General features: G+C 71.9%; 17 protein-coding genes. 11 read left to right on the forward strand and 6 right to left on the reverse strand.

Features of this window, described 5'->3' with window-relative positions; genetic code table 11:
- Positions 1 to 343 precede the first annotated feature (343 nt).
- From GQF42_RS33275 to GQF42_RS33285, 3 genes are all read left to right on the forward strand, one after another.
- On the forward strand, positions 344 to 1,816 hold the full coding sequence (locus GQF42_RS33275; protein ID WP_158926127.1) for a protein phosphatase 2C domain-containing protein: 1,473 nt from the start codon (positions 344 to 346) through the stop codon (positions 1,814 to 1,816).
- Positions 1,817 to 1,891: 75 nt separating this feature from the next.
- Positions 1,892 to 3,634: a pyruvate dehydrogenase gene (locus GQF42_RS33280; protein WP_158926129.1), complete on the forward strand. Its 1,743-nt coding sequence runs from the start codon at positions 1,892 to 1,894 to the stop codon at positions 3,632 to 3,634.
- 333 nt (positions 3,635 to 3,967) lie between these two features.
- The gene (locus tag GQF42_RS33285; protein WP_158926132.1) at positions 3,968 to 4,411 is read left to right on the forward strand and encodes an ATP-binding protein; all 444 of its coding nucleotides are present in this window, start codon (positions 3,968 to 3,970) and stop codon (positions 4,409 to 4,411) included.
- A gap of 118 nt (positions 4,412 to 4,529) precedes the next feature.
- Here GQF42_RS33285 and GQF42_RS33290 read toward each other — a convergent pair whose 3' ends face one another.
- The gene (locus GQF42_RS33290) at positions 4,530 to 5,579 is read right to left on the reverse strand and encodes a DUF2637 domain-containing protein (RefSeq protein WP_158926135.1); all 1,050 of its coding nucleotides are present in this window, start codon (positions 5,577 to 5,579) and stop codon (positions 4,530 to 4,532) included.
- A gap of 493 nt (positions 5,580 to 6,072) precedes the next feature.
- On the opposite strand from GQF42_RS33290, the gene GQF42_RS33295 reads away from it, so the two are divergent.
- Entirely contained in the window at positions 6,073 to 6,885 is an 813-nt protein-coding gene (locus tag GQF42_RS33295) for a GntR family transcriptional regulator (protein WP_158926138.1), read from the forward strand.
- Between the two features lie 446 nt (positions 6,886 to 7,331).
- Here the strand turns inward: GQF42_RS33295 and GQF42_RS33300 are convergent, their stop codons facing one another.
- The 3 genes from GQF42_RS33300 to GQF42_RS33310 form a co-directional block, all read right to left on the reverse strand.
- On the reverse strand, positions 7,332 to 7,826 hold the full coding sequence (locus tag GQF42_RS33300) for a DUF2231 domain-containing protein (protein ID WP_158930860.1): 495 nt from the start codon (positions 7,824 to 7,826) through the stop codon (positions 7,332 to 7,334).
- Positions 7,827 to 7,904: 78 nt separating this feature from the next.
- The gene (locus GQF42_RS33305) at positions 7,905 to 8,672 is read right to left on the reverse strand and encodes a hypothetical protein (RefSeq protein ID WP_199273123.1); all 768 of its coding nucleotides are present in this window, start codon (positions 8,670 to 8,672) and stop codon (positions 7,905 to 7,907) included.
- 165 nt (positions 8,673 to 8,837) lie between these two features.
- Positions 8,838 to 10,511, reverse strand: a complete 1,674-nt coding sequence (locus GQF42_RS33310; protein ID WP_158926142.1) for a PucR family transcriptional regulator — start codon at positions 10,509 to 10,511, stop codon at positions 8,838 to 8,840.
- A 343-nt stretch (positions 10,512 to 10,854) separates the two neighbouring features.
- On the opposite strand from GQF42_RS33310, the gene GQF42_RS33320 reads away from it, so the two are divergent.
- The 6 genes from GQF42_RS33320 to GQF42_RS33345 all read left to right on the forward strand — a co-directional run bounded on the left by GQF42_RS33320 (position 10,855) and on the right by GQF42_RS33345 (position 18,304).
- Positions 10,855 to 11,748 carry an FAD binding domain-containing protein gene (locus GQF42_RS33320; RefSeq protein WP_158926146.1) on the forward strand — a complete coding sequence of 298 codons (894 nt, stop codon included), beginning with the start codon at positions 10,855 to 10,857 and terminating at the stop codon, positions 11,746 to 11,748.
- Positions 11,748 to 12,329: a (2Fe-2S)-binding protein gene (locus tag GQF42_RS33325; RefSeq protein WP_158926148.1), complete on the forward strand. Its 582-nt coding sequence runs from the start codon at positions 11,748 to 11,750 to the stop codon at positions 12,327 to 12,329. Before GQF42_RS33320 ends, GQF42_RS33325 begins: the two co-directional genes overlap by 1 nt.
- Position 12,330: 1 nt before the next feature.
- Positions 12,331 to 14,715, forward strand: a complete 2,385-nt coding sequence (locus GQF42_RS33330) for a xanthine dehydrogenase family protein molybdopterin-binding subunit (protein WP_158926150.1) — start codon at positions 12,331 to 12,333, stop codon at positions 14,713 to 14,715.
- A gap of 212 nt (positions 14,716 to 14,927) precedes the next feature.
- Positions 14,928 to 16,385, forward strand: coding sequence for an NCS2 family permease (locus GQF42_RS33335; protein ID WP_158926152.1), 1,458 nt, complete (start codon positions 14,928 to 14,930; stop codon positions 16,383 to 16,385).
- 42 nt (positions 16,386 to 16,427) lie between these two features.
- On the forward strand, positions 16,428 to 17,579 hold the full coding sequence (locus tag GQF42_RS33340) for an XdhC family protein (RefSeq protein WP_158926154.1): 1,152 nt from the start codon (positions 16,428 to 16,430) through the stop codon (positions 17,577 to 17,579).
- Between the two features lie 80 nt (positions 17,580 to 17,659).
- Entirely contained in the window at positions 17,660 to 18,304 is a 645-nt protein-coding gene (locus tag GQF42_RS33345) for a LysE family translocator (protein WP_158926156.1), read from the forward strand.
- 110 nt (positions 18,305 to 18,414) lie between these two features.
- Here GQF42_RS33345 and GQF42_RS33350 read toward each other — a convergent pair whose 3' ends face one another.
- The gene (locus GQF42_RS33350; RefSeq protein WP_158926158.1) at positions 18,415 to 18,855 is read right to left on the reverse strand and encodes an SRPBCC family protein; all 441 of its coding nucleotides are present in this window, start codon (positions 18,853 to 18,855) and stop codon (positions 18,415 to 18,417) included.
- A gap of 77 nt (positions 18,856 to 18,932) precedes the next feature.
- The gene (locus GQF42_RS33355; RefSeq protein WP_233273815.1) at positions 18,933 to 19,700 is read right to left on the reverse strand and encodes a polysaccharide deacetylase family protein; all 768 of its coding nucleotides are present in this window, start codon (positions 19,698 to 19,700) and stop codon (positions 18,933 to 18,935) included.
- A gap of 182 nt (positions 19,701 to 19,882) precedes the next feature.
- Between GQF42_RS33355 and GQF42_RS33360 the strand changes: the two genes are divergently transcribed.
- Positions 19,883 to 20,527, forward strand: coding sequence for a phosphoribosyltransferase (locus tag GQF42_RS33360; protein WP_158926163.1), 645 nt, complete (start codon positions 19,883 to 19,885; stop codon positions 20,525 to 20,527).
- Positions 20,528 to 20,687 lie beyond the last annotated feature (160 nt).

The following is a 20,687-nucleotide window of genomic DNA, read 5'->3' on the forward strand; positions in this document are numbered from 1 at the left end:
GTGGCGGTACCGGAGACGCGTGGTCGCGATCGTGATTCACAGCTTCGTCTCAGGAAACCAAGCCACAATCCGGCCATCCGACCGGCGCCGTTCACGGCCCGGCCGCGCGGACTGTGGTCCGGGCCCGTACGCGTGCGAGACACGCGGAGGGGATTCGGGGCCGGGCCACTGCGGACGTCGCCGGGCGGTCCTCCCGTGGGGGGTGGGGCCGTCCGGCGACCATCAGCCGTTCCTCGTACGGCTGTTCACCGCCTCACTCGACATGCTGTTCGGTGCGACCGGGCGTGCCCGATTTTCCCGATGCCCCGTTTTCATCCTGCCCGCGCGGTGGACAATCAGGGGCATGAGCCAGCAGGGGGGAAGGCCCGCCGGTCACGAGGACGACTGGTGGGGGCAGCTGTACGACGACTCCACGGACGACACGGGGCCCACGGCCGCACCCGATTCCCTGGACGACCGGTTCGCCTCCGTGAAGACCACGGTGACGGGCCGTCCGGCCCCGCCGCCACGTGACGCCCTCCCGGCGGATCGGGAAGGCCCTGGTCGGACGGGGGCGAGCGGCCGGGGCGGCGGGCGCGACGCGGGCAGGGCCGACGGCGCCACGAGCGTGGATGGCGACGAGCCGGGGAGAACGGCACCCGAGGAAACCGGTGCGGCAGCCACGTCGCCGTCCCGGCGCTCAACCGGGTCCCTGACGACGTCCGTCGCGCCGCCCGCTGATTCCGGAACCTCTGTCCCCCTGCCCGAGCAGCGGACTGCCTGGGACCGTCCGCCTTCGGCTCCCGGTGCCGAATCGCTCGCGCCCCCGGCTCCGCTCCCGGCCCCACCCCCCTCCGCCGTCGACTACGTGGGCTCCGGACCACCCACCTACGAACCCGAGCCCACCGCGTTGCCCGCGGCCGAGCCGGACGGTCTCGGGGAGCTTGTTGCGGACACCGTGCTGGACGGGGCGCGGTACGGATCGTGCACCCTGCGGGCCGTGTCGTTGCGCGGGGACTCGGCGCGCTACCGGGGCGAGCCGCGCCGGGACGCGCTGCTCACCGCCCGGTTCGGGGCCGGGGAGCAGGCGCTGGTGCTCGTCGCGGTGGCGACCGGTGCGCGCGCCACGCCGGGTGCGCACCTGGCGGCGGCCGAGGCGTGCCGGTGGATCGGGCAGGCCGTGGGCCGCAGCCACCTCCAGCTCGTCGAGGACATCCGGGCCGCCCGGCGCGGCGAGCTGAAGTCGGGTCTGCACCGGCTGACCGACCGCAGCCTCGGCAGACTGCGGGCCGGCGCCACCGAGCAGGGCGTCGACCCGGAGGAGTACACGGCGAGCCTGCGCTGTCTGCTGCTGCCCGCCGACCCGGACTGCCGTACACGCGTGTTCTTCGGCGTCGGCGACGGCGGGCTGTTCCGGCTGCGGGACGGCACCTGGCAGGACATCGAGCCGGAGGTCACGCCCGAGGACAGCCACGGCGATCCGGTCATCGGCTTCGGTCCGCAGCCCGCGAAGACGTTCGCCGACAGCCCCGAGGGCGACCGGTTCACCATGGATCTCGGCATACCGACCCCGCCGAGCCCCTTCGAGCCGGCCCCGCAGCCGCCGCGTGAGCCGTTCCGGTTCCGCGCCTCGGTCGCCTGCCCGGGTGACGCTCTGGTGATGTGCAGCGCGGGCCTGGCCGATCCGTTGCGCGGCGAGCCCGCCCTGTGCGCCTACCTGGCCCGCCGCTGGTCCGGTCGTACGCCACCGGGACTCGCCGCGTTCCTCGCCGACGCCCAGGTACGGGTGAAGGGTTACGCCGACGACCGTACGGCCGCGGCCGTGTGGGAGGCGTAACCGTCCGCCCTGTGGATTGATGGAACCGAGAACCACGGAGGTATCCGGGACCACCGAAGGGGCAGACGAGAGAACATGGCCAAACAGAATGTTGCCGAGCAGGTCGTCGACATCCTCGCCCGCGCCGGCGTGCGTCGTCTGTACGGGGTGGTCGGCGACAGCCTCAATCCGGTCGTGGACGCCGTGCGGCGCAACTCCGCGATCGACTGGATCCATGTACGGCACGAGGAGAGCGCCGCGTTCGCGGCCGGCGCCGAGGCCCAGATCACCGGGAAGCTGACCGCCTGCGCCGGTTCCTGCGGCCCGGGCAACCTCCACCTGATCAACGGCCTGTACGACGCGCACCGCTCGATGGCCCCGGTGCTCGCCCTCGCCTCGCAGATCCCCTCCAGCGAGATCGGGCTCGGCTACTTCCAGGAGACCCATCCCGACCGGCTGTTCCAGGAGTGCAGCCACTACAGCGAGCTGATCTCCAACCCCCGGCAGATGCCCCGGCTGCTGCAGACCGCCATCCAGCACGCGGTCGGGCAGAGCGGCGTCAGTGTCGTCTCGCTGCCCGGTGACATCGCCGCGGAACCAGCCCCGGAGAGGTCCGCGCAGAGTGCCCTCGTCACCTCCCGGCCCACCGTCCGCCCCGGTGACGCCGAGATCGACGCGCTCGTGGAGATGATCGACCGGGCCGGGAAGGTCACCCTGTTCTGCGGCAGCGGCACGGCCGGCGCGCACGGCGAGGTCATGGAGTTCGCGGGGAGGATCAAGTCGCCGGTCGGTCACGCCCTGCGCGGCAAGGAGTGGATCCAGTACGACAACCCGTACGACGTCGGCATGAGCGGGCTGCTCGGCTACGGCGCCGCCTACGAGGCCACCCACGAGTGCGATCTGCTGATCCTGCTGGGCACCGACTTCCCGTACAACGCCTTCCTGCCCGACGACGTGCAGATCGCGCAGGTCGACGTACGGCCCGAGGTGCTCGGCCGCCGCTCCCGGCTCGACCTCGCCGTGTGGGGCGACGTGCGCGAGACGCTGCGCTGTCTGATCCCCGGGGTCAAGGAGAAGACCGACCGGCGTTTCCTCGACAAGATGCTGAAGAAGCACGCCGACGCGCTGGAGGGCGTGGTCAAGGCCTACACCCGCAAGGTCGACAAGCACATCCCGATCCACCCCGAGTACGTGGCCGCCGTACTCGACGAAGTCGCGGACGACGACGCCGTGTTCACGGTCGACACGGGCATGTGCAACGTGTGGGCGGCGCGCTACATCTCGCCCAACGGGCGCCGCAGGATCATCGGTTCGTTCACGCACGGATCGATGGCGAACGCGCTGCCCATGGCGATCGGCGCTCAGTTCACCGACCGGAGCCGGCAGGTGGTGTCCATGTCGGGCGACGGTGGTTTCTCGATGCTGATGGGCGACTTCCTGACCCTTGTCCAGTACGACCTTCCGGTCAAGGTGGTGCTGTTCAACAACTCGGCACTCGGCATGGTCGAGTTGGAGATGCTGGTCGCCGGACTGCCCTCGTACGGCACCACCAACACCAACCCCGACTTCGCCGCCGTCGCCCGGGCCTGCGGCGCCCACGGCGTGCGGGTGGACAAGCCCAAGCAGCTCGCCGGAGCCCTCAAGGACGCCTTCAAGCACAAGGGACCGGCCCTGGTGGACATCGTCACCGACCCCAACGCACTGTCCATCCCGCCGAAGATCAGCGCCGAGATGGTCACCGGATTCGCCCTGTCCGCCTCCAAGATCGTGCTGGACGGCGGCGTCGGCCGGATGCTCCAGATGGCCCGCTCCAACCTCCGCAACATGCCTCGCCCGTAGCGGAAACAGCGGACCGGAGGGGCTGATTTCGGCCAGTTTCACGGCGTGTGACGGTGTGCCGACGGCCGGTGCCGGGCGCACCTGCCCCGCCGTCCCGGGGTGTCCGTGGCGCCCAGCGCCTTCCGGGGAGCCGGTCGGGCGGGTGCGGCCCGCTCCTGTGGGCGGACGGCCCGCCGCACGGCCGTGGCCGAACAGCGGTGCTCGGGCGGGTGCCAGGACTGCCCTGGATCCTGCTGGGCAAGCATCCCCCGTGAACGTGTTCGACCAGGAGGGGCAGGGTCAGACATCGTGCGGGCGGGGGTCATGAAGAGGCAGGCACGAGGGGGCGGTCCCATGGTCGTCGGGAGCGCCACGGACACGACGGGGGAAGAGGCCGGCACCACCACGGAACATGCGCACCGGCTCCGGCGCAGGCTGGGGCGGGCGGATCTCAGGGCGGTGCCCGAGGCCCGCCGGGAGTTGCGCGAACTGCTGCGGCACTGGGGCAAACCGGGCCGCTCGGAGATCGCCGAACTGCTCACCAGTGAACTGGTCACCAACGCGCTCGTCCACACCGACGACGACGCGGTCCTCACGGCCGTCGTACAGCCGGGCGGACTGCGTGTGGAGGTACGGGACTTCGTGGGCCGCAGACCGGAGCTGAGAGGCCCGGACACGGACGACGACACCCATGGGCGGGGCCTGGTGCTGGTGCAGTCCCTCGCGGACGCCTGGGGCGTACGGCCGCACGGCGTGGGCAAGGCGGTGTGGTTCGAACTGGGCGCCGAGGCGGCGTGAGAACGGCGGCACGGCGGCGGGGGGCAGGGCGGCGGTGTGACGGCGGGGGCGGCGTGCGACGGGCCGGGGGCGTGACCCGCTCGGTCACGCCCCCGGCCCGTCGCACGTGGCAGTGGTCCTAGCCGAACTGCTGCTCCAGGTCCTTCAGCTTGCGCTCCAGGGAGTCCAGGCGCGGCAGGGCCATGGTGTCGTCCTCGGCCGTGAGGTCCACGGCCACCGGCTCAGAGCCGCTGCGGACCGGCTGCAGGGAGGGACGGGCGCGTACGGGCAACTGTTCCGCGCCGGATATGGCAGGCTCCGCGGTCGCCTGGGCGGGGGCTCGCTCCACCGCCTGCACCTCGACCTCGACCTGCCGGCCGGTACCGCGCCCGACGAAACCGCGGTGACCCCGGCTGATGGCCCTCAGCTGGGCACGCTCGATGCGCTGCTGACCGCGCCGGCGCTGGCGCGTCTCCTCCTTCTGCCGCTTGTCCTCGCGGACCTCCTCGACGGCCTCGTCCAGGCTGCGCACGCCCTCCAGGAGCATCAGCGACCAGGCCTTGTAGGTCTCACGGGGAGCCCGCAGCCAGCGCACGATACGGATCTGCGGCAGCGGACGCGGCACCAGGCCCTGCTCGCGCAGCGCGGCCCGGCGGGTCTGCTTCAGGGCGCGGTCGAACAGGACGGCCGCCGACAGCGACATGCCGGAGAAGAACTGGGGAGCGCCCGCGTGGGTGGCGCCCCGGGGTGCGTGCACCCAGTTGAACCAGGCCGCCGCGGCGGCGAACATCCACACGAGGATCCGGGAGCCTAGGGCCGCGTCGCCGTGGCTGGCCTCGCGCACGGCGAGGACGGAACAGAACATCGCCGCGCCGTCCAGGCCGAACGGCACCAGGTACTGCCAGCCGCCGGTCAGCCCCAGGTTCTGCTCGCCGAATCCGACGAGGCCGTGGAAGGACAGGGCGGCGGCGACCGCCGCACAGCAGAACAGGAGCACATACGAGGCCGTGCCGTAGATGGCCTCCTTGCGCCGCCGGCGCTCCTCGCTGCGCTCCCAGGAGTCGTCCGCGCTCGTGCTCTCCCCGGAGGAGCGCTTGCCGCGCGCGAGCACCGCCACCGCCGCCAGCATGCCCAGGAGCAGTACGGCGCCCGGAAGCAGCCAGTTCAGCGATATGTCGGTCAGTCTCATCAGGGGTCCCTTGCATTGGGATAGGGCGTAACGCCCGCCATAGTGGCCCACTCCCGATGGCCCTCAGGGGGTTTCGGGGCAAGAGGCCGCCAAGGAGGTGCAAGGGGATGCCCAGGACGGCGTTCTGCTCGAACTGCCGCATGAGGGGCGGGAGTTGAGTTCGAATAAGACTACCCGCACGGATGGTTCCTCGGAAAGTTCCCGTGACGCGTGAGGAAGTTGTGAATCTCCTGTCCGGGCCCGGTCCGGGGCGGGTGGTCCAGCGGTGATGATCTTAGTGGACGGGCGGTGGTGCTCCTTTCCCCGCGCCCCTCCGGAAGGCCCGGTGCGGGGGCGTGGACCCGGCGCACACTTAGGCAAGCCTGGCCTTGCTCATCTCCGATGAATCCGACCGGTGAGTTTGAACAGTCGGGTTGTGCGCCTAAGGTGCTTGACGGACAGGTAACAACCCGTCGTTAATGACCCAAGTGCCGACAAGCCGCCAGGAGGACCCGTGAAGCAGGGCACGCAGGGCTTTGCCGGGGCGGGTGCGCCGCAGTGCCGGGCATCGGGCGCCGCCCGGGTGCCCGCCCAGGCACGCGCGGCGACCGGTGCGGAGAGCCCGCGGGAGCGGGAGACCGCCCTGCCCGGCGCGCGGGGCGAGCACACGCATGCCGAACCGGCGATCCCCGGACCGCGGGCCGCGGTGCAGCGCTCCTCGGTGCGCGGGCAGATCCTGGATGCGCTGCGTACGGCGCTGGTGGCCGGCGAGCTGCAGCCGGGCGGGGTGTACTCGGCGCCGGTGCTCGGCGAACGCTTCGGGGTCTCGGCGACGCCCGTGCGCGAGGCCATGCAGCAGCTCGCCCTGGAAGGCGCCGTGGAGGTCGTGCCCAACCGCGGCTTCCGGGTCGTCGAGCGGGGCGCGCGGGAGCTGGCCGAGCTGGCGGAGGTGCGGGCGCTCATCGAGGTGCCCGTGATGCTGCGGCTCGCCCGTACGGTCCCCGCCGAGCGGTGGGCCGCACTGCGCCCGCTGGCGGAGGAGACGGTCCGCGCGGCCGCCTCCGGCTGCGCGGCCACGTACGCGGAGTCCGACCGGGCCTTCCACCGCGCGCTGCTCTCCCTCGCGGGCAACGAACAGCTCGTGCGCACCGCCGAGGACCTGCACCGCCGCGCCCAGTGGCCCCTGGTCGGCGGCCCGGTCCGGCACGCCCGCGCCGACCTGGTCGCGGACGCGTCGGAACACATGGCCCTGCTGGAGGCGCTGATCGCGCGGAATCTGGACGTGGTGCGGGAGCTGGTGGGCGAGCACTTCACCGGCGCGAGCTGAGCCGTCGGCGCGGAGTGACGGGGAGCGGCGCGCAGCGGTCCCGGGGGCCCGCCGCGGGGCGTGCGGTAGCTGCTCGGGGGCTCGCCCCAGGGTGCGCGGTCGCCTCCCGGGCCCGCCGTGGGAGTGCGATCGCCCCGCCCCGGGCCGTAGGGGATGCGGTGTCCCGCTCCGGCCCGCCGTAGGGGGATGCGGTCCCCTCGGGCTCCGGGCGGTGTGGCCCCCCGGGTCCCGGGCCCGGGTCCCGAACCCCGAGGCCCGGTTCGGTCGTGCCGTCGGCCGCGCCCGCGCGACCCAGCAGCGCATCGGCGCAGCAGCGCATCGGCGCAGCAGCGCATCGGCGCAGCTGCAGATCGGTACATCGGTACATCGGCACATCGGTACATCGGCACATCGACATGGCCGCACATCGGAGCGCCCCGGAGCTGCTCCGGGACGCTCGGGCGCGGTCAGGAACCGTTCTTGTTGAAACTGTCGTGCCACGCCGCCTTCGCGCCCGAGTCGCCGATGCGGTAGACGTCCACCACCGCGCCCACCGCCACGGCCAGTGACAGCGCGGCCACCACGATCCGTACCGGAACGGCGGACCAGCGCAGGACGCCGGAGCGGCCGGCCTCGGCCGGGGAGCGGCGTGCGGCCCACCACACCACCGCCGCCAGCACGAACAGGCCCAGGGCCCAGGGAAGCAGCCCGTCGCCCAGCTCGGTGTGGCGCCGTACCAGCGGGTCGTCGTCCACATGCCGCTCGAGCCACTCACCGGCGTGGGTGGTCAGCGGCACACTGAGCAGGGCCACGAAGGCGACCCCGGGCAGCAGTATCCCCAGCCGGCGGGCGACGCGCGGCCACAGGGCGCCCGCGGTCAGGGCGAGGGCGGTCATCGGGATCAGCACGACGACGACATGGACGAGCAGGACATGGGCGGGCAGCCCGTTGACGAGATTCATCACCAAGACGCGTTCCTGTGAGGGGGGCAACGGCGCGTCACACTCGCACAGCAACCTCTCAGGCGCCTCTGAGCACGCTCAGGCCGTCGCCGCCCCCGGCGTCGGTGGGGTCAACTGGCGTGCCAGCCAGGTCGGTACGCCGCCGAGCAGACGGAACAGCCGCCGAGCCTCCTCGAGTAGGCGGGACGCCTCCGGCTCGGACTCCGTCTCGGCCAGGGAGGCCAGCGCGGGGGCCGTACCCACCAGGTAGCCCAACTCCTCGCGGATCCGCAGCGATTCGGCGAACCCGTGCCGGGCCTCGGCCAACTCTCCGTCGCGCAGAGCGAGTCCGGCGAGGTGGCGCCAGGTGAAGGACAGCAGCAGCGGGTCGGCATGGGCCGTGGCGCCCGCGTGCGCGCGGCGGTAGGCCGCGCGGGCCGCCTGCGGGGAGTGGGTCAGGTTCTCGGCGAGCAGGCCCCGGCGGAAGTCCAGCAGGGCCCGGCCCGGCGTCCCGGGAGGGACCAGCGCCGCCGCCCGGCCGAGCGCGGCCCGTGCCTCGTCCGCCCGGTCCCGTACGCCGTGCAGCGTGGCCGCGTAGGCCAGCTGGCCGCGCTCGCAGGCCGCGGCGCCGCGTTCCTCGTCGCTGTGCGCGAGCGCCTCCGCCGTGCGCAGGGCGTCCTCGGCCTCAGCCCAGCCCCGCTCGGTGTACAGACACCGCTCGATCATCAGCACGGCCCGCTGCAGGGCCGCTCTCGGGGTGTCCCGGGGCAACAGGGCCGCCGCATCGGTCCAGCAGGCCCGCGAGCGCAACCGCCACACCGCGGTCTGGAGCGGATCGTCACCGGCGGTCGTTCCGTTGCCGGACATGGCGGAGTACGCCACGTTGCCCTCCCCGAGCACGCCATCGAGCTATGAGTGGTGGCGGCATTCCAGCACCAATCGCCGGGCCGGGCCAAGGGGGTGGGTGAAAGATTTCACAAAGTGGTGGGGCGCGGGCGTGACCCGGTTCGACCACGCGCGCCCCCGCTGACCTCAGCTCATCCGCAGCGCGAGGAAGAAGTCCAGCTTGTCCTCCAGGCGCGAAAGGTCCCGTCCCGTCAACTGCTCGATGCGGCCCACCCGGTAGCGCAGCGTGTTGACATGCAGGTGGAGCCGGGTGGCGCAGCGGGTCCAGGAGCCGTCGCAGTCCAGGAACGCCTCCAGGGTCGGGATCAGCTCGGCCCGGTGGCGGCGGTCGTAGTCCTTGAGCGGGTCCAGCAGACGGGCCGTGAAGGCGCGGCGGACGTCGTCCGGGACGAAGGGGAGGAGCAGGACGTGCGACGCCAGCTCCTGGTGGCCCGCAGCGCAGACCCGGCCGGGGCGGGCCGCGGCCACCCGGCGGGCGTGCCGGGCCTCCTCCAGGGCGCCGCGCAGCCCCTCCGCCGAGTGCACGGCCGCGCTGACGCCGAGGGTGAGCCGGCCGTCGTCGTCCAGGCCCGCCGACAGCGGCTCGCGCACCGCCCGCAGCAGGGCGTCGGCCAGCAGGCCGGTCTCCGAACCGTCGTGCTCGGAGGAGACCGCGGGCAGCGGGACCAGGGCGATCGCCTCGTCGCCGGTGTGCGCGACCGCGATCCGGTCGGACGGCTCGGGGCCGGTCGCCTGCGGGTCGACCAGCACTTCCTCCAGCAGCGACTGGGCGACCGGGCCGCCCTCGACCTGCTCGCCGTCCCACTCCACCCGGGCCACCACGACCTGCCAGTGCGGGGCCGCGCCGAGCCCGGGCAGCAGTACCGGGGCGGCCACCCTGAGGCGGGCCGCGATCTCGGCGGGCGCGGCACCGGTCTGGACCAGCTCCAGCACCTCCTGGGCGAGTCGGCGCCGCACCGTGCGGGCCGCGTCCCGGCGGTCGCGCTCGACGGCGATCAGCTGGGTGACACCCTGGAGCAGGTCCATGCGCTCCTCGGGCCAGTCGCCCGCGTCCGCCTCGACCGCCAGCAGCCAGTCCGACAGAACCGTCTCGCGCACATCGCGGGCGGCCTGCGGGGAGCGGCCGGAGGAGCGGATCGGGAACAGCGAGTACGTCGTACCGGCCAGCTGGACGCGGTGCGGGCCGCGCCGGCCGGTGCGGGTGGCGGCCAGGTGCTCGGCGGCGAGCTTCGCACAGGTCTGCGCGGGCAGGTCCGGGCCCGCGGCCTTGGAGCCGGCGATCATCCGGCCGGTGGGGGACAGCACCCAGGCGCGCAGGTCCAGGTCGGTGCCGAGCAGGTCCAGGACGACGTCGGGGCCGCCGCCCGCCGGGCCCGAGGTCATCATCCGCCGGTGCCGGTCCACGACGGCCGCCAGGTCCCCGGCGCGCTCGCTGGAGACCTGTCGTACGACGTGCTCGGTGATCGTGGCGAAGGCCACCGACTCGTGCACGGCGAACAGCGGCAGCCGGTGCCGGGCGCAGGCCAGTACCAGGTCGTCCGGCACAGCGCCGAGCTCCGCCTCGCCGGCCGCGAGCGCAGCCACCCCGGCCTGCACCAGGGTTCGTACGAACGGCTCGGCGTCGGCGGAGTCCCGGCGCCAGGCGAGGCCGGTGAGCACCAGCTCGCCCCCGGAGAGGTAGCGGCTCGGGTCGCGCAGGTCGGTCGTCATGACCCCACGTACCGACCGGTCCAGCTCGTCTTCGCCGCCGAGCAGCCGCAGGCCCAGCGCATCGGTGTCCAGAAGTGCGCGCAGCCGCATCTCGTCGCCGCCGTTCTTTGTCTCGAAACCTACGATGGATCTTGGAGGGTGATGTGGGCAGAGCCCGGCACGGGGTCGTACAGGGCGTACTCCGGGGTCTCCGCGCTGATTCCTGCGTTTCCCCAGGAAATCGGAGAGGTTGCCGATGACCTCCGTTCATACGAATCTACAAGATGCCTCCCGTGGCCAGCCAACTCCTTCATGGTTTCGGTGACTGACCCCGTCGGAGTACTGAGCGGTGTACTGGGTCCGCTCCGCGTTAACAGGACATGAACGAGCCGGGCCCGCCGCACACGGATTGGCTCAATCTGAACGACCCACGAGACGAAGAAGAGAGCCGGTCATGGACTTCCTTCGCCCCGCCAGCTGGGAGGAGGCGCTCGCCGCGAAGGCCGAGCACCCCACCGCAGTGCCGATTGCGGGTGGCACCGATGTGATGGTCGAGATCAACTTCGACCACCGCCGGCCCGAGTACCTGCTGGACCTCAACCGCATCGGCGACCTCACCGAGTGGGAGATCGGCGAGGAGAGCGTACGGCTGGGTGCCTCCGTCCCGTACACCAAGATCATGGAGAATCTCCGTGCCGAGCTGCCGGGCCTCGCGCTCGCCTCGCACACGGTCGCCTCCCCGCAGATCCGCAACCGCGGCGGCGTCGGCGGCAACCTCGGCACGGCCTCGCCCGCCGGTGACGCCCACCCCGCCCTCCTCGCCGCCGGCGCCGAGGTCGAGGTGGAGTCCGCGGCCCGCGGCACCCGGCTGATCCCGATCGACGAGTTCTACACGGGTGTCAAGCGCAACGCGCTCCAGCCCGACGAGCTGATCCGCGCCGTGCACATCAAGAAGGCGGACGGCCCGCAGCAGTACTCGAAGGTCGGCACCCGCAACGCCATGGTCATCGCCGTGTGCGCCTTCGGTCTCGCGCTGCACCCCGAGACCCGCACCGTGCGCACCGGCATCGGCTCGGCCGCGCCCACGCCCGTACGGGCCAAGGCCGCCGAGGAGTTCCTGAACGCGGCGCTCGACGAGGGTGGCTTCTGGGACAACGGAAAGATCATCACCCCTTCGGTCGCCAAGCAGTTCGCGGAGCTGTGCTCCGCCTCCTGCAACCCGATCGACGACGTCCGGGGCACCGCGAGCTACCGCCGCCACGCGGTCGGTGTGATGGCCCGCCGGACGCTCACCTGGACCTGGGAGTCGTACCGCGGCGCCCGCCGCGCATCTGAGGGAGCTGCGTAATGCGCGTCAACTTCACCGTCAACGGACGCCCGCAGGAAGCCGACGACGTCTGGGAGGGCGAGTCCCTGCTGTACGTCCTGCGCGAGCGTATGGGCCTGCCCGGCTCCAAGAACGCCTGTGAGCAGGGCGAGTGCGGCTCCTGCACGGTGCGCCTGGACGGCGTGCCGGTGTGTTCCTGCCTGGTCGCGGCCGGCCAGGCCGAGGGCCGTGACGTGGTGACCGTCGAGGGCCTTGCGGACTTCGCCAAGCAGCGCGCCGAGGGCGGCTGCGCCACCGGCGCCTGCGGCACGACCCTGCAGGACGCCCAGCAGTGGCAGGCCAGGGGAACCGACTCGCAGACCGGCGAGGGCACCGAACTGAGCCCCATCCAGCAGGCGTTCATCGACGCCGGCGCCGTCCAGTGCGGCTTTTGCACCCCGGGTCTGCTCGTCGCTTCCGACGAACTCCTGGAGCGCAACCCGAACCCGTCCGACGCGGACATCCGCGAGGCACTGTCGGGCAACCTGTGCCGCTGCACGGGCTACGAGAAGATCATGGACGCGGTCCGCCTGGCGGCCGCACGCCAGTCCGAGGGGGTCTGACATGCCGGCCAACGGCGCTCCTACGAAGATCACGCAGGGCTCACAGACCAAGGGCGGCATCGGAGAGTCCACGCTCCGCCCGGACGGCACCCTCAAGGTCACCGGCGAGTTCGCGTACTCGTCCGACATGTGGCACGAGGACATGCTGTGGGGCCAGATCCTGCGCTCCACCGTCGCACACGCCGAGATCGTGTCGATCGACGTCTCCGAGGCCCTCGCCATGGCGGGTGTGTACGCGGTCCTGACGTACGACGACCTGCCCACCGCCGTGAAGAACTACGGCCTGGAGATCCAGGACACCCCGGTCCTCGCGCACGGCAAGGTACGCCACCACGGCGAGCCGGTCGCGATCGTCGCCGCCGACCACCCGGAGACGGCCCGCCGCGCCGCCGCCAAGATCAAGGTCGACTACAAGGAACTGCCCGTCATCACCGACGAGGCCTCCGCGACCGCCCCGGACGCGGTCCTCGTCCACGAGGGCCGTGACGACCACCACTGCGGACACGTCCCGCACCCGAACATCGTGCACCGTCAGCCGATCGTGCGCGGCGACGCCGACGAGGCCGCCAGGCGCGCCGACGTGATCGTCAAGGGCGAGTACACCTTCGGCATGCAGGACCAGGCCTTCCTCGGCCCCGAGTCCGGCCTCGCCGTGCCGGAGGAGGACGGCGGTGTCCACCTCTACGTCGCCACCCAGTGGCTCCACTCCGACCTGCGCCAGATCGCGCCCGTCCTCGGCCTGCCCGAGGAGAAGGTGCGCATGACGCTGGCCGGCGTCGGCGGCGCGTTCGGCGGCCGCGAGGACCTGTCGATGCAGATCCACGCCTGCCTGCTCGCCCTGCGCACCGGCAAGCCCGTCAAGATCGTCTACAACCGGTTCGAGTCCTTCTTCGGACACGTCCACCGGCACCCGGCGAAGCTCTACTACGAGCACGGCGCCACCAAGGACGGCAAGCTCACGCACATGAAGTGCAAGATCGTCCTGGACGGCGGCGCCTACGCCTCCGCCTCCCCGGCGGTCGTCGGCAACGCCTCCTCGCTGAGCGTCGGCCCGTACGTCATCGACGACGTCGACATCGAGGCCATCGCCCTCTACACCAACAACCCGCCCTGCGGCGCCATGCGCGGCTTCGGCGCGGTCCAGGCGTGCTTCGCCTACGAGGCGCAGATGGACAAGCTGGCGAAGAAGCTCGGCATGGACCCGGTGGAGTTCCGGCAGCTCAACGCCATGGAGCAGGGGACCATCATGCCGACGGGCCAGCCCGTCGACTCGCCCGCTCCCGTCGCCGAACTGCTGCGCCGCGTCAAGGCGATGCCGCTGCCGCCCGAGCGCCAGTGGGAGTCCAGCGAGGGCTCCGACGTACGGCAGCTGCCCGGCGGTCTGTCCAACACCACGCACGGCGAAGGTGTCGTACGCGGTGTCGGCTACGCGGTCGGCATCAAGAACGTCGGCTTCTCCGAGGGCTTCGACGACTACTCCACCGCCAAGGTCTGCATGGAGGTCATCGGCGGCGAGCCGGTCGCGACCGTGCACACCGCGATGGCGGAGGTCGGCCAGGGCGGTGTCACCGTCCACGCACAGATCGCCCGTACCGAACTCGGTGTCACCCAGGTGACCATCCACCCGGCCGACACCCAGGTGGGCTCGGCGGGTTCGACCTCGGCCTCCCGGCAGACGTACGTCACCGGCGGCGCCGTGAAGCACACCTGTGAACTCGTCCGCGAGAAGGTCCTGGAACTCGGCCGGCGCAAGTTCGGCTCCTACCACCCGGCCTGGGCGACCGCCGAACTCCTGCTGGAGGGCGGCAAGGTCGTCACCGACGGCGGCGAGGTCCTCGGCGACCTGGCCGACGTCCTCGAAGGCGAGAGCGTGGAGATCGAGGCGGAGTGGCGGCACCGGCCGACCGAGGCCTTCGACCTGCACACCGGCCAGGGCAACGGCCACGTCCAGTACTCCTTCGCCGCGCACCGCGCGGTCGTCGAGGTCGACACCGAACTCGGTCTGGTCAAGGTCATCGAGCTGGCCTGTGCCCAGGACGTCGGCAAGGCGCTCAACCCGCTCTCCGTCGTCGGCCAGATCCAGGGCGGTACGACCCAGGGCCTGGGCGTGGCGGTGATGGAGGAGATCATCGTCGACCCCAAGACCGCCAAGGTCAGGAACCCGTCCTTCACGGACTACCTGATCCCCACGATCCTCGACACGCCGACCATCCCGGTCGACGTGCTCGAACTCGCCGACGACCACGCCCCGTACGGGCTGCGCGGCATCGGCGAGGCCCCGACCCTGTCGTCCACCCCGGCCGTCCTCGCGGCGATCCGGAACGCGACCGGGCTGGAGCTCAACCGCACTCCGGTACGGCCCGAGCACCTCACGGGAACCGCGTAACACCACCACAGCTCTCCGGGCGGCGCAGGGAACGTCACACACTCCGCCGCGCCGCCCGGAGGAACCCTCTTTGAGTTCCGCTCCGCTCGCGGTCCTTGAAGTACCAGGAAATTCGTGCGCCTCGGGCCGTCCCCCGGGTCGTCCATTCCCCAAATCCCGTACCTGTCAGGGCAGTTGTACGGGTGCCCCTGTGAACCTTGGGAGATGGCACCATGACCCAGCAGTCAGTGGAGCCCAGGACCGCAGCCGACGACGCCGGTGATGGCAGCCGCGTCCCGGCCGGACGGTCCTGGCTCGACCGGTACTTCCACATATCCAGAAGAGGATCATCGGTCGCGCGTGAGGTGCGCGGCGGCATCACCACCTTCATGGCGATGGCCTACATCCTCCTGCTCAACCCGCTGATCCTGTCCGGCAAGGACGTGCACGGCGACACACTCGGCCAGAAGGCGCTGATCACCGCGACCGCGCTCGCCGCGGCGTTCACCACGCTGCTGATGGGCTTCGTCGGCAAGGTGCCGCTCGCGCTCGCCGCCGGCCTGTCCGTCTCGGGCGTGCTGTCCTCGCAGGTCGCCCCCAACATGACCTGGCCGCAGGCCATGGGCATGTGCGTGATGTACGGCGTGGTCATCATGCTGCTGGTCGTCACCGGCCTACGCGAGATGATCATGAACGCGATCCCGCTCGCGCTCAAGCACGGCATCACCATGGGCATCGGCCTGTTCATCGCCCTCATCGGTTTCTACAAGTCCGGCTTCGTGCACCAGGGCAAGAGCACCCCGCTCGCCCTCGGTCCGGCGGGCCAGCTCACCGGCTGGCCGGTGCTGCTCTTCGCCGGCACGCTGCTGCTGATCTTCATGCTCCAGGCCCGGAACTTCCCCGGCGCCATCCTCATCGGCATCATCACCGGCACGATCGTCGCCTCGATCCTCAACGCCGCCGGCGTCATCGACCCCAAGCAGTGGGCCAACGGCGCTCCCGAACTGCACGGCAGCGCCGTGTCGATGCCCGACTTCTCACTCCTCGGGCATGTGGAGCTCGGCGGCTGGGGCAAGGTCGGCGGGATGACGATCGCCATGATCGTCTTCACACTCGTACTGGCCGGCTTCTTCGACGCGATGGCCACCATCATCGGCGTCGGCACCGAGGCCAACCTGGCCGACGACAAGGGCCGCATGCCCGGCCTGTCCAAGGCGCTGTTCATCGACGGTATGGGCGGCGCGATCGGCGGCGTGGCGGGCGGCTCCGGCCAGACCGTGTTCATCGAGTCCGCGACCGGGGTCGGCGAGGGTGCCCGTACGGGTCTGGCGTCCGTGGTGACGGGCCTGTTCTTCGCGGCCTGCCTGTTCTTCACCCCGGTCACCGCGATCGTGCCGCAGGAGGTCGCCTCCGCCGCGCTGGTCGTCATCGGCGCCATGATGCTGATGAACGCCCGGCACGTGGACTGGGCCGACCGCGCCACCGCCATCCCGGTCTTCCTGACCGTCGTCCTGATGCCGTTCACGTACACCATCACCACCGGTGTCGCCGCGGGCGTCATCTCCTACGTCGCCATCAAGACCGCCCAGGGCAAGGCCCGTGAGATCGGTGCCTTCATGTGGGGCCTCACGGTCGTCTTCCTGGTCTACTTCGCCCTTCATCCCATCGAGGCCTGGCTCGGCGTGCACTAGCCGCGCGGGCCCTGCCCACACAACCCGTTAGGAGACCGACAGATGCTGGACATCGCCGAGGAGCTGAACCGGTGGGTCGGGCAGGGTCGTGACTTCGCCGTCGCCACCGTGGTGGCCGTCGGCGGCAGCGCCCCGCGTCAGCCCGGCGCCGCCCTCGCGGTGGACGCCGACGGCACCGCGATCGGTTCGGTCTCCGGCGGGTGTGTGGAGGGCGCCGTGTACGAGCTGTGCCGGCAGGCGCTCGAGGACGGGCAGACCGTTCTCGAGCGCTTCGGCTACAGCGACGAGGACGCCTTCGCCGTCGGCCTGACCTGTGGCGGCATCATCGACATCCTCGTCACACCGGTCCGGACGGACGGTCCCGCCCGGGCGGTGCTCACGGCCGCGCTGGCCGCCGCCGCCCGTGGGGAGGCGGCGGCGGTCGCGCGGATCGTGGACGGCCCGGCCGAGCTGCGCGGCCGGGCCCTCCTCGTCCGCCCCGACGGCTCCTACGACGGTGGCTTCGGCGCGCATCCCGAACTGGACCGCACCGTCGCCGCCGAGGCCGGCGCCTTTCTGGACGCGGGCCGCACCGGCACCCTGGAGATCGGCGAGCAGGGCTCGCACTGCGGCGCCCCGCTCACGGTCCTGGTCGAGTCCTCCGTGCCCGCACCCCGGATGATCGTCTTCGGCGCGATCGACTTCGCCTCCGCGCTGGTCCGGGTCGGCAAGTTCCTCGGCTACCACGTCACCGTGTGCGACGCCCGCCCGGTGTTCGCCACGAAGGTCCGCTTCCCCGAGGCCGACGAGATCGTCGTCGAGTGGCCGCACAAGTACCTGGAGCGCACCGAGGCCGACGGCCGTACCGTGCTGTGCGTCCTCACCCACGACGCCAAGTTCGACGTACCGCTGCTGCAGCTCGCCCTACGGCTGCCGGTCGCCTACGTCGGCGCGATGGGCTCGCGCCGCACCCACCTGGAGCGCAACCAGCGGCTGCGCGACGTCGGCGTCACCGAACTGGAACTGGCCCGCCTGCGCTCGCCCATCGGCCTCGACCTCGGTGCGCGTACGCCGGAGGAGACGGCCCTGTCCATCGGCGCGGAGATCGTCGCCGGCCGCCGCGGCGGCAGCGGGGTCTCACTGACCGGCGCGCACACCCCCATCCACCACGACACGGGGTCCCGGCCGGCCACGCGGATCGGGTCGGTGGCCTGAAGGCCGCAGGGGATTCCTGACGGCCGACTGCCGCGGAAAACGGTTTGCGGGGCGGCGTGGCCGGTGGTTTCCATGAACGGATGGTGTCCACCGACCGTCTGGCCGCCTTCGCGGCGCTGTCCCTCCTGCTCATCGTGGTGCCCGGCCCCAGCGTGCTGTTCGTGGTCGGGCGCGCCCTGGCCCACGGCCGCCGGGCCGCGCTGACCACCGTCGCCGGCAACACGTTCGGCGCGTACGTGCTCGTCACGGCCGTCGCGCTCGGCATCGGCTCGATCGTGGAGAGCTCGGTGCTCGTCTTCACCGCGCTCAAGCTCACGGGCGCCGCCTACCTGGTGTACCTCGGCGTACGGGCCTGGCGGCAACGCGGCGCGATGCGGGACGCGTTCGCGCAGGCGAGCGGCGGCCCCCGGCGCGGCACGCGGCGCACCTTCTGGGAGGGCTTCACCGTCGGCGTGGCCAACCCCAAGACGATGGTGTTCTTCGCCGCGGTGCTGCCGCAGTTCGTGGATCCGGGGCAGGGGCACGTCCCCGGTCAGATGCTGCTGCTCGGCCTCGTCTTCAACGCCATCGCACTGGCCTCGGACAGCGTCTGGGGGCTGGTCGCCTCCGCGGCGCGCGACTGGTTCGCGCGCTCGCCACGACGGCTGTCCGCCGTGGGCGGGATCGGAGGACTGACCATGATCGGGTTGGGGGTCACGGTCGCGGTGACGGGGCGCAGGGACTGACGCTCCACGGCGTGCCACGAGGCCCGCGCAAGGCGTGTGCGCCGTGCGGGGCATGCGAGGCGCGCAAGGCGCGGGTGCGGGTGCGCGGGCCGTGGGGGCGTGTGGGGCGTTCACGCCTGCCTGAGCAGGCGGTTGACCGCCCGGCCGAACATCACGCGTGCCGTGCGGTCCAGTACGCCGTCGAGAGCGCGGGGCGCGAACCGCACCCGCACCTCCTCACGCCACACCACCCGGCTACGGCCCCCGGGTCCCGGCCCCACCTCGATCTCCGCCCAGCCCAGTACCACCCGGCCGCGCTTCTCCAGGCGGCACAGGCCGGGTTCGTCGTCGCAGGGCGGGCGCCAGACCGTCACCTCCATGGTGTCGTCGACGGCCAGCGGGCCGATGCCGGAGCGGGCCACGAAGCGTGTGCCCACCCGGGTCGGCGGGGGCGTGAGCACCCTGATCCGGGTCAGCGGGACCGCGTCGGCGTGGCGGGGCCACTCGGTGAGCCGGCGCCACGCCTCGTCGTGAGGGAGCGGCGCCGTACGGGTGAAGGTGAAGACGGGCACGGCATGATCGTAGGCAATGTCCGCCGTTCTCAAGGGAGTCAGGTCTCCACCCGGTGCCACCCGGCCCGGTCGGGCCGTCAGGGCCGGTACACCTTGCCCGGTTCCGCCCTGCCCGGTGCGAGAAGCTGAGGCACCGTCACGAAGACGTAGCCGCGGGCCTTCAGGGCGTCGATGATGCCGGGCACGGCGGGCACCGTGCCGGGGTAGATGTCGTGCAGCAGGATGATCCCGTCCCGGGACGACTGCTCCAGGACGCGCTTCTTGATGAGCGCCGAGTCGTTGGTCGTGTAGTCCTTGGCGGTCACGCTCCACAGCACCTCCGCCAGGCCCTCCTCCTTGGCGATCTTGTGCACGTTGGAGTCCGTACGGCCCTGCGGCGGGCGCATCAGCGTGGGCCTGCGCCCGGTGAGCCGCTCGATCGCGTCGTCGGGGCGCTTCAGTTCCTCACGTATCCGGGCATCCGGTATCCGGGTGAGGATCTTGTGGTCCCAGGTGTGGCTCGCCACCTCGTGGCCCTCGGCCGCCATCCGCTTGACCAGCTGCGGGTACTTCTCGATGTGGTTCTCGCCGAGCAGGAAGAAGGTGGCCGGGACCTTCTTGTCCTTCAGGACGTCGAGCAGCCGCGGCGAGTTCTCGCTCGGCCCGGCGTCGAAGGTGAGGGCGATGCACTTCGCCTCGCGGCAGTCGACGGTCCCGAACTTCGCCGGCGTGCCCTTCGCCGCGGCGGTGCGCGTGGTGCTCGGCGCGGTCGTGTCGACCTGCGCACAGCCGGACAGCGTGAGCGCGAGGCAGGCGGCGGCCGAGGCGAGCGCGGCGGGACGCAACCTTCGGGCGCTCTCGCGCATCTTCCTGGGCATACGCGGGGTCGTCGGGATCTTGTCGGTCCAAAGAGGCATGCAGGGACTATACACGCAGTGTATAGATCAAGCGTGCGAATACTTTGCCTCCGGGAACGCTCGCCGGGAGCATCAAGGGGAGCGACCGGGAGCACCATGGAAGGAGGGGGGTCCGCCGAGGAGGACCAGCCATGCGCTTCCAGAACCGCGCCGAAGCCGGACGGGAACTGGCCGGACTGCTGGTCGGCCTGTGCGAACGGGAAGGCCTCGCAGACCCCCTCGTACTCGCCCTGCCCCGCGGCGGCATCGCCGTCGCCGAGCCGGTCGCCCGGGCCCTCGGCGCCCCGCTCGACGTGCTCGTCGTCCGCAAGATCGGCGCCCCGCACCACGAGGAGTTCGCCGTCGGAGCGCTCGCCGCGGACGACCCGCCGCTCTTCCACACCGACACCCTCCGCATGCTCGGCCTGACCGAGGAGTCCCTGGCCCCGGTGGTCGAACGCGAACGGCGCGAACTGCACCGCCGGGAGCAGCGCTACCGCGGCGACCGGCCACCCCCCGACCCGGCCGGCCGCACGGTGATCGTGGTCGACGACGGGCTGGCCACCGGCGCCACCGCCTGCGCGGCCCTGCGCCACGTCCGCAGCCGCCGGCCCGCGCACCTCGTTCTCGCCGTTCCCGTCGGCGCCCCCGACTCACTGGATGCGCTCACCGGCGAGGCCGACACGGTCGTCTGCCCGCACCGGCCGACGGGCTTCGCCGCCGTCGGCCAGTGGTACAACGACTTCGAGCAGCTCACCGACGCGCAGGTGCTCGAAGCGCTGCACGCGCAGCACTGACGTCCGTCCGGGGCGCCGCCTGTTCCGGTGTGCGGGCCCGCCGCCGCTTCCGGTGTGCGGGCACAGCAGCCGCCCCTCGCTCGCCTCCGGCCCCCGCGCCTTTGCAACGCCCTCGTGCACACCAGTAGTACCGGACCGGTACTCGGAGTAACCTCGGGGC

The organism is Streptomyces broussonetiae (assembly GCF_009796285.1).
Lineage (GTDB): Bacteria > Actinomycetota > Actinomycetes > Streptomycetales > Streptomycetaceae > Streptomyces > Streptomyces broussonetiae.